The organism is Bacillus sp. I-2 (assembly GCF_001974945.1).
GTDB classification, from domain to species: domain Bacteria; phylum Bacillota; class Bacilli; order Bacillales; family Bacillaceae; genus Bacillus; species Bacillus safensis.
Genome location: NZ_LZRW01000043.1, coordinates 246,659 through 262,534, shown reverse-complemented (window position 1 = coordinate 262,534; position 15,876 = coordinate 246,659). Strand labels below are relative to the sequence as shown.

Here is a 15,876-nt window from a genome sequence, read left to right as displayed (position 1 = left end):
CCCTTTCAATTCCCGTTCTCTTAGCATTCCAACGATTTATTATAGATTGTTTCTGTTTAAATTTAAATAAATATTTTATACCAAGTTACGAGTCTTTTCGCATAGACATTCCCATTTTCAGAAAAACAATATGTCGATATGCTTGATTACATTGGAAAACCCATGCGTTTCCGCATGGGTTTTTATACTACTATTGATCTAATTTTAATTTCTTTAATTGCTCAGCCAGTGCGTTATTGATTGGTTCTTCCACTTTCTTTTGTTTCTTCATATATTTAGACACATCGTGCTTACTGGCTTTCTTTTGATTGGATTGTGATTTGCGTTTTTCGAAAACAGACAGTTTTTCTCTATGTCCGCACACACAAGCAAAGATTTTGCCATCGCCTTCTCCGCGCAACTCGAGCTTTTTATGACAGTTCGGGCAGCGTGCGTTTGTTTTCTTCGCCACATTTTTACGGTGGCCGCATTCTCGGTCTTGGCACACGAGCATTGTGCCATGTTTTCCGTTCACTTTCAGCATCAGTTTTCCGCAGTCCGGACAATGGGTGCCAGTGACATTGTCATGCTTAAAGGTTTGGTTCGTCTGTTTGATTTCAGATACGGCTTGTTTTGCATAGGACTTCATTTCACTCATGAATTGAGAAGCCTTCAGCTGTCCTTTTGCGATTTTAGAAAGCTTTTGTTCCCATTCCGCTGTTAACGCAGGAGACTTTAAGTCTTCAGGCACTAAGGAGAGCAGCTGCTTCCCTTTCGATGTGATGAAAATATCTTTGCCCTTTTTCTCAATTAAGAAGCTGTTAAACAGTTTTTCAATGATATCGGCTCTTGTGGCCACTGTCCCTAGTCCGCCTGTTTCACCAAGGGTTTTCACTAAATCCTTTTCCTGATTCTGCATAAATGCCGCTGGGTTCTCCATAGCAGATAGCAGGGTTGCTTCATTAAAACGAGCAGGAGGTTTCGTTTCTCCTTTTGTTTCTTTCAGCTGGCGCACTTCAAGTGATTGCCCTTCGGAAAGTACAGGCAGATGCTGATCTGCTTCGGCTGATTCCTCGTCTTCATAGGATTCATCGTACACGGCTTTCCAGCCTGCTGATTGCACGGTTTTTCCTTTTGCTGTGAATGTTTCACTGCCTATTTTGGCGATCACCGTTGTTTCCTCGTATTCAAAAGGATTCATAAGTACAGCAAGGAATCGTTTGGCAATCAGATCATATAATTTACGCTCTTTATCACTTAATGCACCAGGATACAGCTCTTCCTCGGTTGGAATGATCGCATGGTGATCTGACACTTTTGCATCGTTGACGAAACCTTTGTGCGCTTTCACGCCTGATTGTAAAATGCGGTTCACATGCTGAGCGTACGGTCTGACATTCATTCCTTTTAATCGATCTTTTAATGTAGGAACGATATCCGCTGAAATAAATCGTGAATCTGTCCGCGGATATGTCACAAGCTTATGCTGCTCATACAACCGCTGAAGCGTAGATAATGTTTCTTTTGCTGAGAATCCGTAGCGTTTATGCGCATCACGCTGCAATTCAGTCAGGTCGTACAGCCCTGGAGCAAAAGCTTTTTTCGCTGTTTTTTTCAATGCATCGATCACTGCTGGTTTTCCTTTGCAGCCTGCCAAACGCTCTTTTATAACATTCTCTTGGAATGTGCGGTTTTGCTTTGTTTTGGCATCCTGCCACGTCAAGGTAAGTCCATCTACTTGTGCAGTCATTCCATAAAACGGCTTCGGCTGGAACTGCTGAATGTCTTCTTCTCGTTTGGCGATCATGGCAATCGTTGGTGTTTGTACCCGTCCGCAGGAAAGCTGCGCATTGAACTTGGTCGTCAGCGCCCTTGTTGCGTTGATCCCTACAATCCAGTCTGCCTCAGCACGTGCAACCGCTGAGCGATACAGGTTATCATATTCTCTGCCGTCTTTTAGTCGTTTGAAGCCTTCTTGAATGGCTTTGTCCGTAACAGATGAGATCCATAGTCGTTTTAGCGGCTTTTTCACATGCGCTTTTTCAAGAATCCATCTTGCGACAAGCTCCCCTTCACGTCCAGCATCTGTTGCGATGACAATGTCTTTTACATCTTTTCTTGCAAGCTGTGCTTTTACTGCTTGAAATTGTTTGCCTGTCTTTTTCATGACGACAAGCTTGAGCGGCTCTGGAATGATCGGCAAATCCTCTAAACGCCAGGATTGAAATTCTTTTCCGTAGCCTTCTGGATCAGCCAGTGTGACTAAATGGCCAAGGGCCCACGTTACAATGTATTGATCTCCTTCTAAAAAACCATTTCCTTTTTTATGACACTTCAGTACACGTGCTAAGTCACGTCCTACTGAAGGTTTCTCTGCTAATACAACTGTTTTTGACACTAGATTTCACATCTCTTTCTTCTATCCATCCTTTTATTATAGCAGACGTGGAGATGTGGTTCTAATGACGGATTATTTCTTCAAGCGCGTGATGATTTCGTTTGTGATTTCTTGTGTTTGATAAGCCCCGCCGATGTCTGCCGTTAAAAAGCCGTCTGCTGTGACTGACTCGATGATTTCGAGCAGGTGTGTACCCAGTTCTTCCTCACCGAAATGATCAAGCATGAGTTTAGCGGTCCAAATTTGACCGATTGGGTTGGCGATTCCTTTTCCTGCAATGTCTGGGGCTGATCCGTGTACAGGCTCAAACATGGATGGATATTTGCCATTCACATTGATGTTGGCGGCAGGCGCCACGCCAATACTTCCCATAATTGCAGCCCCAAGATCAGTTAAAATATCGCCAAATAAATTGCTGGCAACAATCACATCAAATTTCTCTGGTCTTGTCACAAAGAAGGCTGAGAGCGCATCAATGTGCTGCGAGTCTGCTGTCACCTCTGGATAATCCTTTGCTACGTCTTGAAACACTTCATCCCAAAATGGCATTGTATGAACGATTCCATTCGATTTGGTTGCACTTGTCACATGCTTTCGTCTTTTTTCTGCTAATTGAAAAGCAAAGCGCATGGCTCGCTCTGTCCCTTTTCTTGAGAAAACAGCATTTTGAATGGCAAGCTGATCTTCCCCTTGATAGATGCGGCCTCCGATTTCACTATATTCACCTTCACCGTTTTCTCTTACAACAAGAAGATCGAAATCCTTTGGCCGAGCAAGCGGGGAGCGAATACCGCTCAGCTGTTTTGCAGGTCTAACGTTAATCACCTGCTCAAATTCACGTCTAATTTTAATCAGCAATCCCCAAAGCGATACATGATCCGGCACTAAATTGGCATCTCCGACTGCCCCTAAGAAAATGCTGTCAAAGGCTTTCAGTTGTTCCAATCCATCCTTTGGCATCATTTCGCCATGCTCTAAATAATATTCACAGCTCCACGGAAAATCCTGAAAGGTGAAAGACAGACCGCCATGCACATCTGATATCGCTTTCAAAACTCGGATGGCTTCAGGTACAACTTCCTTTCCAACCCCGTCTCCTGGTATTGCTGCAATTGAAACATGCTTCATTGATTTTTCCCCCTTCGTTATCGGTCGACCGTCGACCATTTAATTCGAGTTTACTAGAGAGTGTCTGTTCTTACAATGGACAAAAGACGCTTTTTTGATCAAAGCGCCTTTTTATCCTGCATCAGCACACGGGGCTTCTGTTTCTTTCTTCCCGTACTTTTTTTATCTGAAAGCAGCAAACCTCCTAAGGTCAGTGCCGTTCCAAGCGCAGACATAAAGGTCAATCTCTCATGAAGAACGATCATTGAAATAACCATCGTAATAAGGGGCACTCCATAAATATACACACTCGATTTCACCACACCGAGCGTTTTCACGGAAAAACTCCATGTCAGAAAACAAATGGCAGATGCGAAAAAGCCTAGAAACAGCAAGTGGAAGGCAAACGATGGATTCGTCAATCGTTCCCAGTCTAAACGAATTTTAAAATGCCAGATCAGTGGAATCATCCATAGCAGTCCGTAAAAGAAAACACGCCTTGTTACCTGAATGATATGGTAGCCATATTGGTTGATCATCTTCGATAAAATGGAATAGAATGCCCAAACGATGGTGGCCGTTAATGCTAACGCATCACCGAGTGGATTCAATTGAAACGTGGTCATTCCATTCATGCTAATCAGCACGATTCCCGTCATCGCGATGAAAAAGCCTATGAAAAACCGGCTGTGCAGCGGCTCATCTTTTAATAAAAAATAAGCCAATAAAAAAGAGAAGAATGGGACAACGGAGCTGATGACACCTGCATTCGAAGCGAACGTATAAGTAAGTGCGACATTTTCTAAAAAGTAATATAAGACCACACCGCATAAACCTGCCAGCGCAAACATCCCTTCATGCTTTTTACTTCGCACCTTCATGGTGACTGGATAGATGATCATCAGAGCCAAGTACCCTATAAAAAAACGGAAAAATAAAATCTCTGTTGGAGAAAAAGCCGTTAATAATATTTTGGTAGAGATAAAGGTAGATCCCCATAAAAAAATGGTGAACATGGCCGCCAAATGACCAAGCAGCTGTTTATTTTTCATCAGCAGTTACCTGCTTTACAAAAATTTGCTGATACTGCCCTGGCGTGAGTCCAATAAATTCTGAAAAGAAATGACTCAAATGACTTTGATCAGAAAATCCAGCGGAGGCAGCCGCATCTACAGGCTTCACTCACTGGGCGAGAAGCTCCTTCGCATAGTTCACCCTGACTGTCTGTAAATAACGGTACGGCGTGATGCCTCTGAACTTTGTAAAAGCACGCAGCAATGAATATTTGTTCATAGACACAAGCTCACCTAAGTCATCTAACGAGATATTTTCCGTGAGGTGTGTTTCGATATATTGCTGTACGTCTTGGACTTTTTGTTCGTTGGCATGTGCGGCTGATACTTTTCCCCCTAGGGTATCAGCATAGGCTTCAATCAATTGTTTCATAAAGAAATAGAAGGTTTCCTGTTTATTCAAAGCAGGCGCTTCTTCTGTGATCATTTGATGTAAATCATATAACGGCTTTGTTCGTTCACTTTGTGAAAACACAGGGGCTTTAAAATGCGGCTTGTGCTGAAAGATTTTTTCCAGCACCTCTGCTTCAATATTTAAACAGCGATAATCGAGTGTCCTGTGATCAATTTGTTCACATGCGTGATTATCATACGGATTGAAAAGAAGGATATCACCCTTTTCAATGATGTATTCTTGATTTTGGCAGATCAAACGTCTTTGACCGTCTTCAATAAATCCAATCACATAATATGTATGAAAATGATTCGGGAACTTTTGCATGATGCCATGAAAGCGATACGCCTCTATTTGTAAGTCCTGATCAAAATGTACAGTTCGTTCCTCTTGTGTGTTCATGTCGATCCCTCTTTTCACTGAACTGATCATTAGTGTAGCACACCCTTTTTCTCTTGGATTGTACGATATTGACTTTTCGATGCAGGCTTGCCTAGAGGGAAGAACTTGGATAACATGAGACAAAAGATGATGTATAAAAGAGGGAACGATGGTATGAATTCATTCGAGTTGGAAAAACCAGCACCGTATCACATGCAATTTTATGAACAGCTGAAGCAAATGATATTTGATGGCCAGTTTCAGCCAGGAGAGCGCATCAATGAAACACAGCTTGCCAAGCAATTTGGCGTAAGCCGATCACCGGTAAGAGAGGCGATGAGGCTGTTAGAAAAAGACGAGCTTTTAATCGCGGATCATCGCTCAGGCTATTCCGTCTATACATTAACAGAAAAAGATGTCGAGGAGCTTTATCAAATTCGGGCGGCCTTAGAAACACTTGCTGTTGAGCTTGCCTGTAAGGAAGCCTCGCAAAGAGAAATGGATGAAATTGAGCAGGTTCTCACGCAGGCGGACGAAGCGATCAAGCAGCAGCTGCCATCTAAAGAGATCGTCCAGTTACATGAAGCCTTTCACCAAAAAATCATTTTGGCGAGTCACAATGACCGCTTATCCAAACAATTAAATCACGTGAATGCACTCATTCACTATTGCCGCATCTTCCATTTTAGCGGCGGGGCTCGTGCTGAAACCATTCAAAGAGAGCATACAGCCATCTATTCTGAAATAAAAGAGCGCCGCTCCAGAGAAGCGGTTCAAGCAATGACAGAGCATTTATTACATGATGCTATGCACTTAAAGCAAGTACTCTCTAAAACAAACAAAGAGTAAAGGACTTTTCCCATTTTTTAAGCATTCCATGAACATATTTTGAATTTTTCGTAGATTTCAGCATGTCCAGACGATCTTTCGTTTATATTAGAAGATGAGAAACTAGCTTTTATACAGGAGGATTTGTATATGCATACAAGTGTTAGCCGTCTTCGACAGGCGGGTTTTATTGAGGGTATGTCTCTTTTAACCCTTCTTTTAATTGCCATGCCTCTAAAATATTTTGCGGATATTCCGATGGCAGTCACTATTGTAGGCTCTCTTCATGGCGCATTGTTTGTCATCTATATGCTCATTTTGGCATATGTGACTTTTAAAGTTCGCTGGCATTTGAAATGGTCCATCGCTGGTTTTTTTGCGGCTTTCATTCCTTTCGGTAACTTCGCCTACGATAAGGTGCTCCGCCAATATGATACAAAAGCTTAATCAAAAAGGGCTAAAACGACATTCGTTTTAGCCCTTAGTCTTCACGCTGAAGCGTCCTGATAAAGGAACGCTTTTTTATATTGATGCATATTTCACAATGGCTGCTCGACGCGTCATGTCGTGATACGCCACCCATAATTCATCACCAGGCAAGACGCTAGTGATTGGATCGATTGGCTGTTTCACTTCATACATCATGCCATTTCTCTCAACCTGAATGATCGCTAACGGCAGATTGCCGATGACGCCCGCAAATTCAACATTGGTCACTTTTGCACTTCCTTGTTTCTCTTGCATGAGACCCATTTCTCTATCCAGCTCTTCTTTCTTTGTCTGGATCGTGATTTGAGTGCCCGCTGCGACCTGCATATGATCAGGGATAAACTGGCTAACCGTTTTTGTGATGGACTCATCTCCGTTTGAAACCGTCACATCAAGCTGAATAGGCTTTTGTTCATGGATGGCCATTGGATATTGCTTCACACGCTGGATCGTTCCTGTTAACGTCACATCTTTACCCGATCGATTCCGCACTTCATGGCCATAGGCTGCCATTTTGAGCTGGCCGTTGATGTCGACGAGATTGGCTTTTTCTCCTGTTGTAAATTCAAAACCAGCGGCTTGAATCATTGGAATGATATACGTTTTCTGATCCAATTCAAATGTGAGTGATAAGACAGTGCCTCGTCCTACGGTTCCATATGATTCTATATTTCTTAAAACAGCGCCTTTGATGAACTTTGGCTGACTTGGCTGCGAGAAGTCACCTTCTTTTAAGAGCATTGCCTTTTTCTTCTTCGGATCATAGTGAATGACAATACGCTGTCCCGGCTGCGGTATCTGGGTGTAGGATACAACCGTTTTAACCGTCTTTTCTATGCGCTGCCCTTCATATTCAAATTGAAGCCGCATGCTGACAACTGGCTGTTCGTTAATGTAGGTGCCCGTTTCTTTAACAGACACAATATTGGCTTCTAATATGACACTGTCCTTTATCTTGTTTCTCCTCACCAGTCTCAAAATCGGCGGGAGGAAGATCGCTAGCACAAATAATAATAGCGGGATCAAGATCCATATCGCCCAGTTAAGAATGAGCGGTCCGCCCTTCATTACATATTGCGTAAAGGTATCAACAGACGTTTGGTGGGCTGGACTGGCGTTTTCAATTGAGATGACCTTTTGCAAAGGAAATTCCTTTAGCTCTTTGCTTTTCGTCTCAAATGCACCCGTTAATTGATTGTCAAATGAATAATAGAGCCAGTCGCTCTTCACATTTTTATTGAAAGAGAGCCCTTCTTTTTGTAAAGATTCATATGAAAACGACTGCAAAAGCTTGCTGGCAGACGTCGCCTTATTCGTGCGATGATTATAAATATAACCAGTCAGTTTGCCTTTTGCTTCGTCCTTTGCTGTCGAGCCTGCCAGAAGAACTTCTTCTTCATTAAGCTGGTACACATTCGTTTGGTAAATTGGCTTTGGTGTTGGAACGACTTCTTCAAGCCTTCCCTCTGCATTCACTTTCCTTGCCCTTTTTGGATATTCCGATTCCACGGCGACAGCAAAGTTTTGTGATGATCCAATCGTTTTTTGCAGCCGCTGCTCAACTGTATCTTCTACAAGGCTAAACGGTTCAGCGTTTTTGGAGACATAAACCCCAAGCTGATGCTTCTCGTTTGAGATTCCGCTGACATACGCCTTCTGATCATTTTTCAAAGTTACTTCAAATATAGGAATTGGCGTCTGCCCTCTAAAAGAATTCATGACGACATCGATGGAAACGGGTCTTGCTGGCAGCTTTAGGTCGTTCAGATTGTGCACATGAAACTGACCATTCTTCAACTCACCGATGACCGCAGCAGCGCCTTCCATTTCTCCTGTAAATACGAGCCGTCCATTCCATTGGTATGTATTCGTTTTTAAAAATGAGGGAATCTGCAGGTTATTTTGAACGAGCTCTTTCTTTTTTCCGCTTGGTGTTAGTTTCTCGATCAACAGCTTTCCGTCTTTATTTTTTAAAGCCAGTAAGAGATTGTTTCCTTGAATGGATGGCAGCATTTCATGAAACGTATCACTTTCTGTGGTCCATTCACTGATTCTTTTTCCTGATTGAGGATCATACATTGCAAAATGGAGCTGCTGGTCTTTTGATACAGCACTCACCACTCGTTTTCCTTCATCAAAAGTAAACATTCCTTTGACGTCATACTCTGTTACTTTCCCATCTGATAAATCATCTTGGTAATGGTTCCACACCAAGACACTGAGAATGATTGCTGGAATAAAGAAGACAATATATCTGAGGAAGATGACTGGTACTCTTTTCACTTGATCGCTTCCTTTCATGAGGTTCCTTTCACTTATACGTCAGTACAGCGAAAATGTTTCATGCTAGAAGAATACCATCAAAGCCTCTAAAATCCATATTTTACAAACTTTGTTGTTTACGATAAAATCCAATCAGATTCAAAAAAGGAGTTATCTCATTGGATAAGCTATCATCAATCATTCTAGCAGCTTGGCTGCGTGTCCCTCGCTGGTTCAAGCAATGGGTACTCGTATCCATTTCCATTTTCTTTTTTTATATGTGTTTTGTAAAGGGGCTGCTGACTAGCTGGCACACCTTGCCGCCTGTCACTTTGCTCTCATGTGTGATTGGTTCCTTCATCATTTGGCTGATGTGGCTTAAGGGTCAAAAAAAGAAGTGAAAAGAGGACAATGATGAAAAAATTGATTCTATATTTTGCGATCTCTTTTGTGCTGCAATTCGTTTGGTTTGGTCTTGTGCACCCAAATAGAGGCGTGACAATGCTGGACATGTTCATGTTTTCTATTTTGTTTGCGGTCATGTTCTTTTTTATTGAGCGGATTTGGCAGTATCAGAAGAAAGGACGAAGTAAATGATCATGAAGCTCGCTTTATTCACTCTGATTATTTGTGCATTTATCGGTCTGCTGTTAATGTCAAACCCTTTTGGGGCGGACGCTATGCGATTGGTTTGTATCTTCATCTTCCCTTTTCTTGGGCTTATTGGTTTCGGGTTCCTATTGTTTGCCCTAATGAAAAAGGCTGCCAAATAGATGGCAGCCTGTTCCTTACTCTTTTCATGCAAATAAATAATCAATGTTTAATCTCCGTTACGGAGTGTATGAATTAAGATTCGATCATATCAGTGTGTCATATGTGTTCCGAGTGAACCTACGTTTGAAAGTAAACGCCATGGAAGTTCTGGATAACAAGACAACGAAAGCCCTACCTCTCATTCGTCCTTACGGCTCCGAAGCCGTGCCAGTGTGAATTGTAAATCAAAACGTCTTTTTTCCATTCTTCCGCTTTTATAGGGGGGCGGGTGCAGAAGGAAAAGAATAAGTTTGTTCGCTTTGACAGCGTCTCGTTCTTATCAAGTAGAAGCTCTATTGCTTCTCATTATGTCATAGAAAAAAGAAAGTTTACTTTCTTTATTTATTTGCTTATTTCAACACTAATATAAAACTATAACACATTCCCCCTGCTTACGCAAGTGTTAAAGTGATAATTCTGCTGGAGTACGGCTTCCTTCATTCATATAACGAATGGAGGTTGGCTCAATCTTCAGAATCACTAGATTCGGATCCTCTTTTCCTTTAAACCATTTCTCCATCTCATCAGACCAAAGACGGTCAATCAGTTCCGGATCGTCGGTTAATGTTGCGGTGCCTGCAATCTCTGCATACGTATCACCGAATCCTTCGCCTGAATATCCAATGAGAATATGAACTTTCGGATTTTTTTCAATTTCTTCTGCTTTATGTGTTTCTTTACTCGTTGGTGTATATAACGTCAAACCTTCATGAAAAAAAGTCATATAGCGGGTATGCGGCTTATCCTGTTCAACAGTCGCTAGTGTTCCCACCTTTTGTTCATCTAACAGGTTTAATACCTTTTGTTTTAATTCTTCTTGAGACATATCGTTTCACTCCTTCAAAATTTCATCCGTATGCTTAGGTTTCCACGACAGCCCATTCATTAAACAAAGAAATGTGTTTTTCATAAAAAGAGACCTTCTGGCTGATGCTATAGAAAACAGGTTCAATGAAGGGAGAAATTGAACATGCATCATGAAACGATGTTCCATTTGAGTTCACTTGTCATTGCGGCAGTTGTTGTAGGCATTATCGTATGGTCTGTCATATCTGTGCAGAAGAATCGCAAGAAATACTAAAAACACCGCCCAATCAAAGCTGGGCGGTGCCGCGGTAGATCATGTATTCATAAAGGAACCGCCATTGACATGAAGTGTTTGTCCTGTCATATAAGACGATTCGTCAGAAGCCAGCAGGACAAAGCAGCCGACATGCTCAACAGGCTGTCCTGGTCTTCCCATCGGAGTTTCTGCTCCGAAGCTTTCCACACTGTCTTCATCAAATGTAGATGGAATGAGCGGCGTCCAAATTGGACCTGGCGCTACACCGTTCACCCGAATCCCATCTTTCACAAGCGATTGTGCCATAGAACGCGTAAAGCCGTTAATGGCTCCTTTTGTCGCCGTATAATCAATCAGCACTGGGTTACCCAGATATGGGTTAATGGATGTTGTATTAATGATGGAGCTTCCCGGTTTTAAATAATCCAGAGCCTTTTTCGTAAAATAGAAATAGGAATAGAAGTTGGTTCTAAAGGTTTGATGAAGCTGTTCACTCGAAATATCTTGAATACGTTCTTGCGGATGCTGTTCAGCCGCATTATTTACTAAAATGTCTAATTGACCAAAGGCTTCAACTGTTTTTTCTACTGCTTTCTCACAAAAGGCTTCGTCACCGACATCTCCTGCAATCGTTAAGCATTTGACGCCTTCCTGTTCTACACATTTTTGCGTATCCTCTGCATCCTCATGTTCATTTAAATATACAATGGCGACATGTGCACCTTCCTTTGCATAGGCAACAGATACTGCCCGTCCAATTCCACTATCTCCGCCTGTAATCAGGGCCACTTTTCCTTTTAGCTTGCCAGAACCTTGATATGATTCATCCTCAAAGATCGGTGCTGGATTCATTTCTCTTTCACTGCCTGGCTGCTGATCCTGCGTTTGGCGCGGAATGCCATTTGTTAAATATTTACGTAAATCCATGTGTAAGCTCCTCCTTGATTTGTTGATGTATCCTTTCATTACCACCTCATTTTTTCACTCAAACATCATGAAGCTGTACTGATGTGTTCCCGAAAATCAGCATGTTTGAAGAGGAGGAAAATCGGTTACATGATCATCAAAAAGGAGCGTTCTCACATGCTGTCTACTATTTCGAAAACCTTTAGCAGACCAAAAGGCTGGCTCGGAAGTATTGCTGGGCTCATTATGGCAAATGAAAATAAAGCATTGAATCAGTGGGCCATCCGCCACTTAGATTTGACAGATGGTGAAAACATTCTGGAAATTGGCTATGGACCCGGCTACAGTATCAAACATATGCTCAAGCATTATCAAGATCTTCACATTGATGGGCTTGATGCTTCTTCCACCATGCAAGAGCAAGCACAGTCCCGCGTCAGCAAACGGGCAAAAGACAAACAGGTTCGTCTGTATGTCGGCAAAATCGAGAAAACACGTCTTCCCGGAGAGCAGTATGACAAAGTGCTGTCTGTTAACAATTTTACGATTTGGGATGATCCAAAAACGGGCTTACTCAATCTTTATCACACCTTGAAACCAGGCGGAACACTCGTTATTGTGATGCAACCAAGAGAAAAAGGAGCTGATACCAATCGGACAAAAGAGATGGGTGAAAACATATTAAATGACTTGCAGTTTGCAGGGTTTGACGAATTTTCTATTGAGTATGAAGAAATTCGCCCCACCCTTGCTGTCTGTGTCACAGCAAAAAAGCCGAGAAGCGACTAAGCTCTCGGCCTTTTTCTTACCACTTTGCCTCTTTGACAAATTGATAGAAAAGCTGATGTAATTTCTGTTCAATGTCTTCCTTTGTTCCTTGTCCATAAAGCGCCATGCTTTCTTCACTTTCAATGATGGATGAACTGATCAGGCTAAACATTTCTGATCCTTCCTTGCCCAGCTTTTGCGGTGCAAGCATCATGAGCATTCGTGACATCTGCTGCTGCCCGCCATCCATGCTTTTAACCTCGTATGCCTGATCAAGATCGTAAATATGAAAGATTGGTTCCTTGATGAATGTATGTTTTAAATGATAAAGAGCAAATTTAGTGCCAGGTATGCCTAAGCCGCCTTGCTGTTCACGTTCCAAAAGGCCGCCCGCTACATCATCCGCATGTATGATAAACCCTTCCTCTTCAAGCTGACGAAGCAGTTGCCTGATGGTGTCATCATGCTGCGGCATCGTCTTTCTTTTTTCGATGGTAAAATGGGACAAGATGCTGCGAATCACAAACATATAATTCGTCACCTGCTCTGCAACCGCCATCATATCAACAGTTTCTTGCACCAATTCTTTAGGAGATTCTTTTGTTCTTTTTTTCTCGATGATATAAGGAATCTTCCGTTTAATATGAGCCTTCACACGCATGGCATCATCCTCGTTTAAAAGGGGGCTGACCATAATGTAATCGATATGCTCATATGGAATCGGAACGGTCGAGACAATCATGTCATAGCTCGATGCATCGATTTCCTTTAGCTCCATCAAGGAGGATAGATCGAATTTGGCGATCTCCGGCAGTTCTTTTTTCAACCGGGAGGCGAGCATTTTAGATGAACCAATCCCGCTTGAGCAAACAACCAGCGCATGAATTTTTGTTTCTTCTTTTTTGATTTCAAGCACTGAGCCAAAGTGAAGCACAAGAAAGGCAATTTCATCCTCTGGAAATTCAATCTCTGGAAAGAAACGCTCGACTCCTTCTTCAATCGCCATAAACAGCAAAAAGTAGTCTTTTTTTATTTGTTGTGTGAGCGGATTATAGATTCTCATCTTTTCCTTTAGACGGTTCATGGCAGGCTCAAGATGAGACACGAGCCCCTCATACAATGAATCATTTTCATTGAGATGATAGCCGGTTTTATTTGAAATAAAATCAATGAGCTTTTTCGTTCTCAGCGCTATATCCAGCTCAATTTCATCAATACGGTATTCTGCCCCAAAGCTGCGATTTGCACTGCGTAGATGGATGGTCATATAACCGACCTCCGCTTCAGGAATTTCCACATTAAACATGCGTTCAAGTGCTCTTGCCATTCGAAGTGATGATTCAAATTCCTTCGTCCGCTTTAATTCCAGCAGCTCTTCCTCTTCCATTCGAATGGTTTCCCCAAGCTGAATACGTTCGATAGCATAGGTTAAGTGAACAACAAGTGCAATATAGGCACTATCAGATAAGGAGAGTGACAGTCGATCTTTCAAATGAAAGAGCAGCCTTTCTACCTTAAGCAGCTGCCCTCTGCTGACAACGCCAAACACCTTTTCCGTCGCTTTCGTTCGATGTTTGATATTCATTTCAATCGTTTCTAAAAATAATTGAATGTCGAGCCGGTCAACAATGAGATTGCCGACAATTTTCCGTTTTGCTTCCTCCGGCCCTTTTAATTCAATGCCGTACCCGCGCTTGCGGATAAGCTGCAAACCGTATGGAGCAATCCACTCCGTCAGTTCATCTAAATCATAGCTGATCGTCGCATTTGTTACCTGCAAGTCAGCTGCGAGTGTGTATAATTTCACCGGTTCCTTCGCTTCAAGTAGCGCACATAGGATTAAGAGTTTTCGTTCATCTGAACTATATTCGATTTGATCCTCATTTGACATATGAGCAAGAAGCCGCTGTTTATCCTCCTGTTCGCCGACTGCCTTCAAACCTTTCCCCGGCTGTTTATCTAATGAAAGATGATAATCTTTTAATATTGGTTTAATGGATTTTAGTTCTCTATGGATCGTTCTAGTACTCACCTGAACAGAATCGGCTATCTCACGAATGGTGACATAACGATTTTGCTGAATGATGTATTTAATGACTTTCTGTTCTCGTGCCGTTATGTACATGAAATGCCTCCTTCTGTATAAATAGGTCTATTGTCACACCTTAATATAAAACGCTTTCAATGAGCGATGCAATCTTAAGTTGATCTGAATTTGGCACAGCGGCTGTGACAAAATATAAACAAGGGATCATCAGACACTTCTCCAAAATGAAGGTCCATAATCCTTTTGATGAAATTGAACCTTTCGTTCTTGAAAAGGCAGTGAACCCCCGGCTTTTAAAGAATAAGTCGGATTGTATACTGGAGAGCCAAAGCAATAATCGATTGTGCCTTCTTCTGGACGGAACATGACGGTTCGCATCGTTCCAAACAGCTCATCATAATTGTGCACAGTCAGACCATCAGGATATTCTGTCTGGAACAGTTTCACAAGAGAATCACTTGATCGTTGCTCTTTTAAAGCTTCCATTAACATATCGTATCTGACAACAGAATGATGTTTGGTCATCCCTTTTGCTGTTTGAGCAGCTACCGGATGATTCGTTGCAGCAATATAACCTCTCTTCGGTTTTCTCACCCTTTTTTGACCATCAATGATTTCAATCACAGCCGCCTTTCCTTTTCGATCGGCAAGCATGATATGAACATTTGAGGCAACGGGCATTTCCTCGATAGAGCGAATGGCTTCCTCGACCGTTGAACAGGATTCCAGAACAGAGCGAATCACATGATACACCTGCAAACCGGCGACTGCTGGAGGCTTTAAACCGGGTTCATTGCCAACCGGCGGACCGCAAGCAGAGAAAGTCACTGCAAGACCATGCTCATTCATTCCATCAGATCTGCCAAACAACAGCAGCGACGAGCCTGTATGATATGCCGAGCCTTTCACATGTGTCGTCACAAGACGCATATCATCAAAAATCGGAGAGAAATCATAGTTACGCAGCATGACCGTTTGTTGGCCTGCCGCCATATTCCCTTGCCTCACACAGTGGGAACAGCCTGGCTGAAGATGAGATGAATAGAAAATGGTCAAATAACGCTCATCTAATTGCATTTCATCACATAACCCAGCAATCTCTTCATCTAATTGAGGAAGAAAGGGACGGATCAGCTGCTTCGTTTCTTTCACAGCCTGTTGTGTTACCGGTTCTGTTCGAATATATTGTGTCTTTAGCAACGGGTTCTCCTTAAGCCAGACAGCCTGCTGTTTTCCTACTTCATAAGCCGTTCCTGTCATCTTTTGAAAAAACGCACTGATTTCCTCCATGCCTGTACACCTCTTTCACCTTCGTTTCTTTTATCATATCGAAACCGTCATATATTGAAAAGGATGAAAAAAACTGCA

The 15,876-nt window shown here is 42.3% G+C and carries 13 protein-coding genes and 1 pseudogene; 5 read left to right on the top strand and 9 right to left on the bottom strand.

Annotation, left to right across the window (positions count from 1 at the left end):
- Nucleotides 1–190: 190 nt before the first annotated feature.
- The 4 genes and pseudogenes from BAE31_RS14265 to BAE31_RS14250 all read right to left on the bottom strand — a co-directional run bounded on the left by BAE31_RS14265 (nucleotide 191) and on the right by BAE31_RS14250 (nucleotide 5,353).
- The gene (locus BAE31_RS14265) at nucleotides 191–2,377 is read right to left on the bottom strand and encodes a DNA topoisomerase III (protein WP_041116726.1); all 2,187 of its coding nucleotides are present in this window, start codon (nucleotides 2,375–2,377) and stop codon (nucleotides 191–193) included.
- Nucleotides 2,378–2,449: 72 nt separating this feature from the next.
- Entirely contained in the window at nucleotides 2,450–3,505 is a 1,056-nt protein-coding gene (locus BAE31_RS14260) for a tartrate dehydrogenase (protein ID WP_076840758.1), read from the bottom strand.
- Nucleotides 3,506–3,603: 98 nt separating this feature from the next.
- Nucleotides 3,604–4,536, bottom strand: coding sequence for a DMT family transporter (locus BAE31_RS14255; protein ID WP_076840757.1), 933 nt, complete (start codon nucleotides 4,534–4,536; stop codon nucleotides 3,604–3,606).
- A pseudogene (locus BAE31_RS14250) lies at nucleotides 4,526–5,353 on the bottom strand (AraC family ligand binding domain-containing protein). The gene BAE31_RS14255 and the pseudogene BAE31_RS14250 overlap by 11 nt, the downstream one beginning before the upstream one ends.
- A gap of 153 nt (nucleotides 5,354–5,506) precedes the next feature.
- Between BAE31_RS14250 and BAE31_RS14245 the strand changes: the two are divergent.
- Together BAE31_RS14245 and BAE31_RS14240 are read left to right on the top strand one after the other, a co-directional pair.
- The gene (locus BAE31_RS14245; RefSeq protein ID WP_076840810.1) at nucleotides 5,507–6,181 is read left to right on the top strand and encodes a GntR family transcriptional regulator; all 675 of its coding nucleotides are present in this window, start codon (nucleotides 5,507–5,509) and stop codon (nucleotides 6,179–6,181) included.
- A gap of 129 nt (nucleotides 6,182–6,310) precedes the next feature.
- A complete protein-coding gene (locus tag BAE31_RS14240; protein WP_076840756.1) occupies nucleotides 6,311–6,607 on the top strand; it encodes a DUF3817 domain-containing protein in 297 nt (98 codons plus the stop codon).
- Nucleotides 6,608–6,682: 75 nt separating this feature from the next.
- On the opposite strand, the gene BAE31_RS14235 is transcribed toward BAE31_RS14240, so the two are convergent.
- On the bottom strand, nucleotides 6,683–8,932 hold the full coding sequence (locus BAE31_RS14235; protein ID WP_249895869.1) for a hypothetical protein: 2,250 nt from the start codon (nucleotides 8,930–8,932) through the stop codon (nucleotides 6,683–6,685).
- 158 nt (nucleotides 8,933–9,090) lie between these two features.
- On the opposite strand from BAE31_RS14235, the gene BAE31_RS14230 reads away from it, so the two are divergent.
- Complete coding sequence (locus BAE31_RS14230) at nucleotides 9,091–9,312, top strand: hypothetical protein (RefSeq protein ID WP_076840754.1); 222 nt, start codon at nucleotides 9,091–9,093, stop codon at nucleotides 9,310–9,312.
- Between the two features lie 13 nt (nucleotides 9,313–9,325).
- Nucleotides 9,326–9,508 carry a hypothetical protein gene (locus BAE31_RS14225; protein ID WP_041106487.1) on the top strand — a complete coding sequence of 61 codons (183 nt, stop codon included), beginning with the start codon at nucleotides 9,326–9,328 and terminating at the stop codon, nucleotides 9,506–9,508.
- A 619-nt stretch (nucleotides 9,509–10,127) separates the two neighbouring features.
- On the opposite strand, the gene BAE31_RS14215 is transcribed toward BAE31_RS14225, so the two are convergent.
- Together BAE31_RS14215 and BAE31_RS14210 are read right to left on the bottom strand one after the other, a co-directional pair.
- Nucleotides 10,128–10,550: a pyridoxamine 5'-phosphate oxidase family protein gene (locus BAE31_RS14215; RefSeq protein WP_076840753.1), complete on the bottom strand. Its 423-nt coding sequence runs from the start codon at nucleotides 10,548–10,550 to the stop codon at nucleotides 10,128–10,130.
- A gap of 294 nt (nucleotides 10,551–10,844) precedes the next feature.
- Nucleotides 10,845–11,714, bottom strand: a complete 870-nt coding sequence (locus tag BAE31_RS14210) for an SDR family oxidoreductase (RefSeq protein WP_076840752.1) — start codon at nucleotides 11,712–11,714, stop codon at nucleotides 10,845–10,847.
- A gap of 129 nt (nucleotides 11,715–11,843) precedes the next feature.
- On the opposite strand from BAE31_RS14210, the gene BAE31_RS14205 reads away from it, so the two are divergent.
- Nucleotides 11,844–12,482 (top strand): class I SAM-dependent methyltransferase, encoded by a 639-nt coding sequence (locus BAE31_RS14205; RefSeq protein ID WP_226015161.1) that lies wholly within the window; start codon nucleotides 11,844–11,846, stop codon nucleotides 12,480–12,482.
- Between the two features lie 16 nt (nucleotides 12,483–12,498).
- On the opposite strand, the gene BAE31_RS14200 is transcribed toward BAE31_RS14205, so the two are convergent.
- A complete protein-coding gene (locus BAE31_RS14200; RefSeq protein ID WP_076840751.1) occupies nucleotides 12,499–14,586 on the bottom strand; it encodes a BglG family transcription antiterminator in 2,088 nt (695 codons plus the stop codon).
- A 129-nt stretch (nucleotides 14,587–14,715) separates the two neighbouring features.
- Entirely contained in the window at nucleotides 14,716–15,798 is a 1,083-nt protein-coding gene (locus BAE31_RS14195) for a C45 family autoproteolytic acyltransferase/hydrolase (protein WP_076840750.1), read from the bottom strand.
- Nucleotides 15,799–15,876 lie beyond the last annotated feature (78 nt).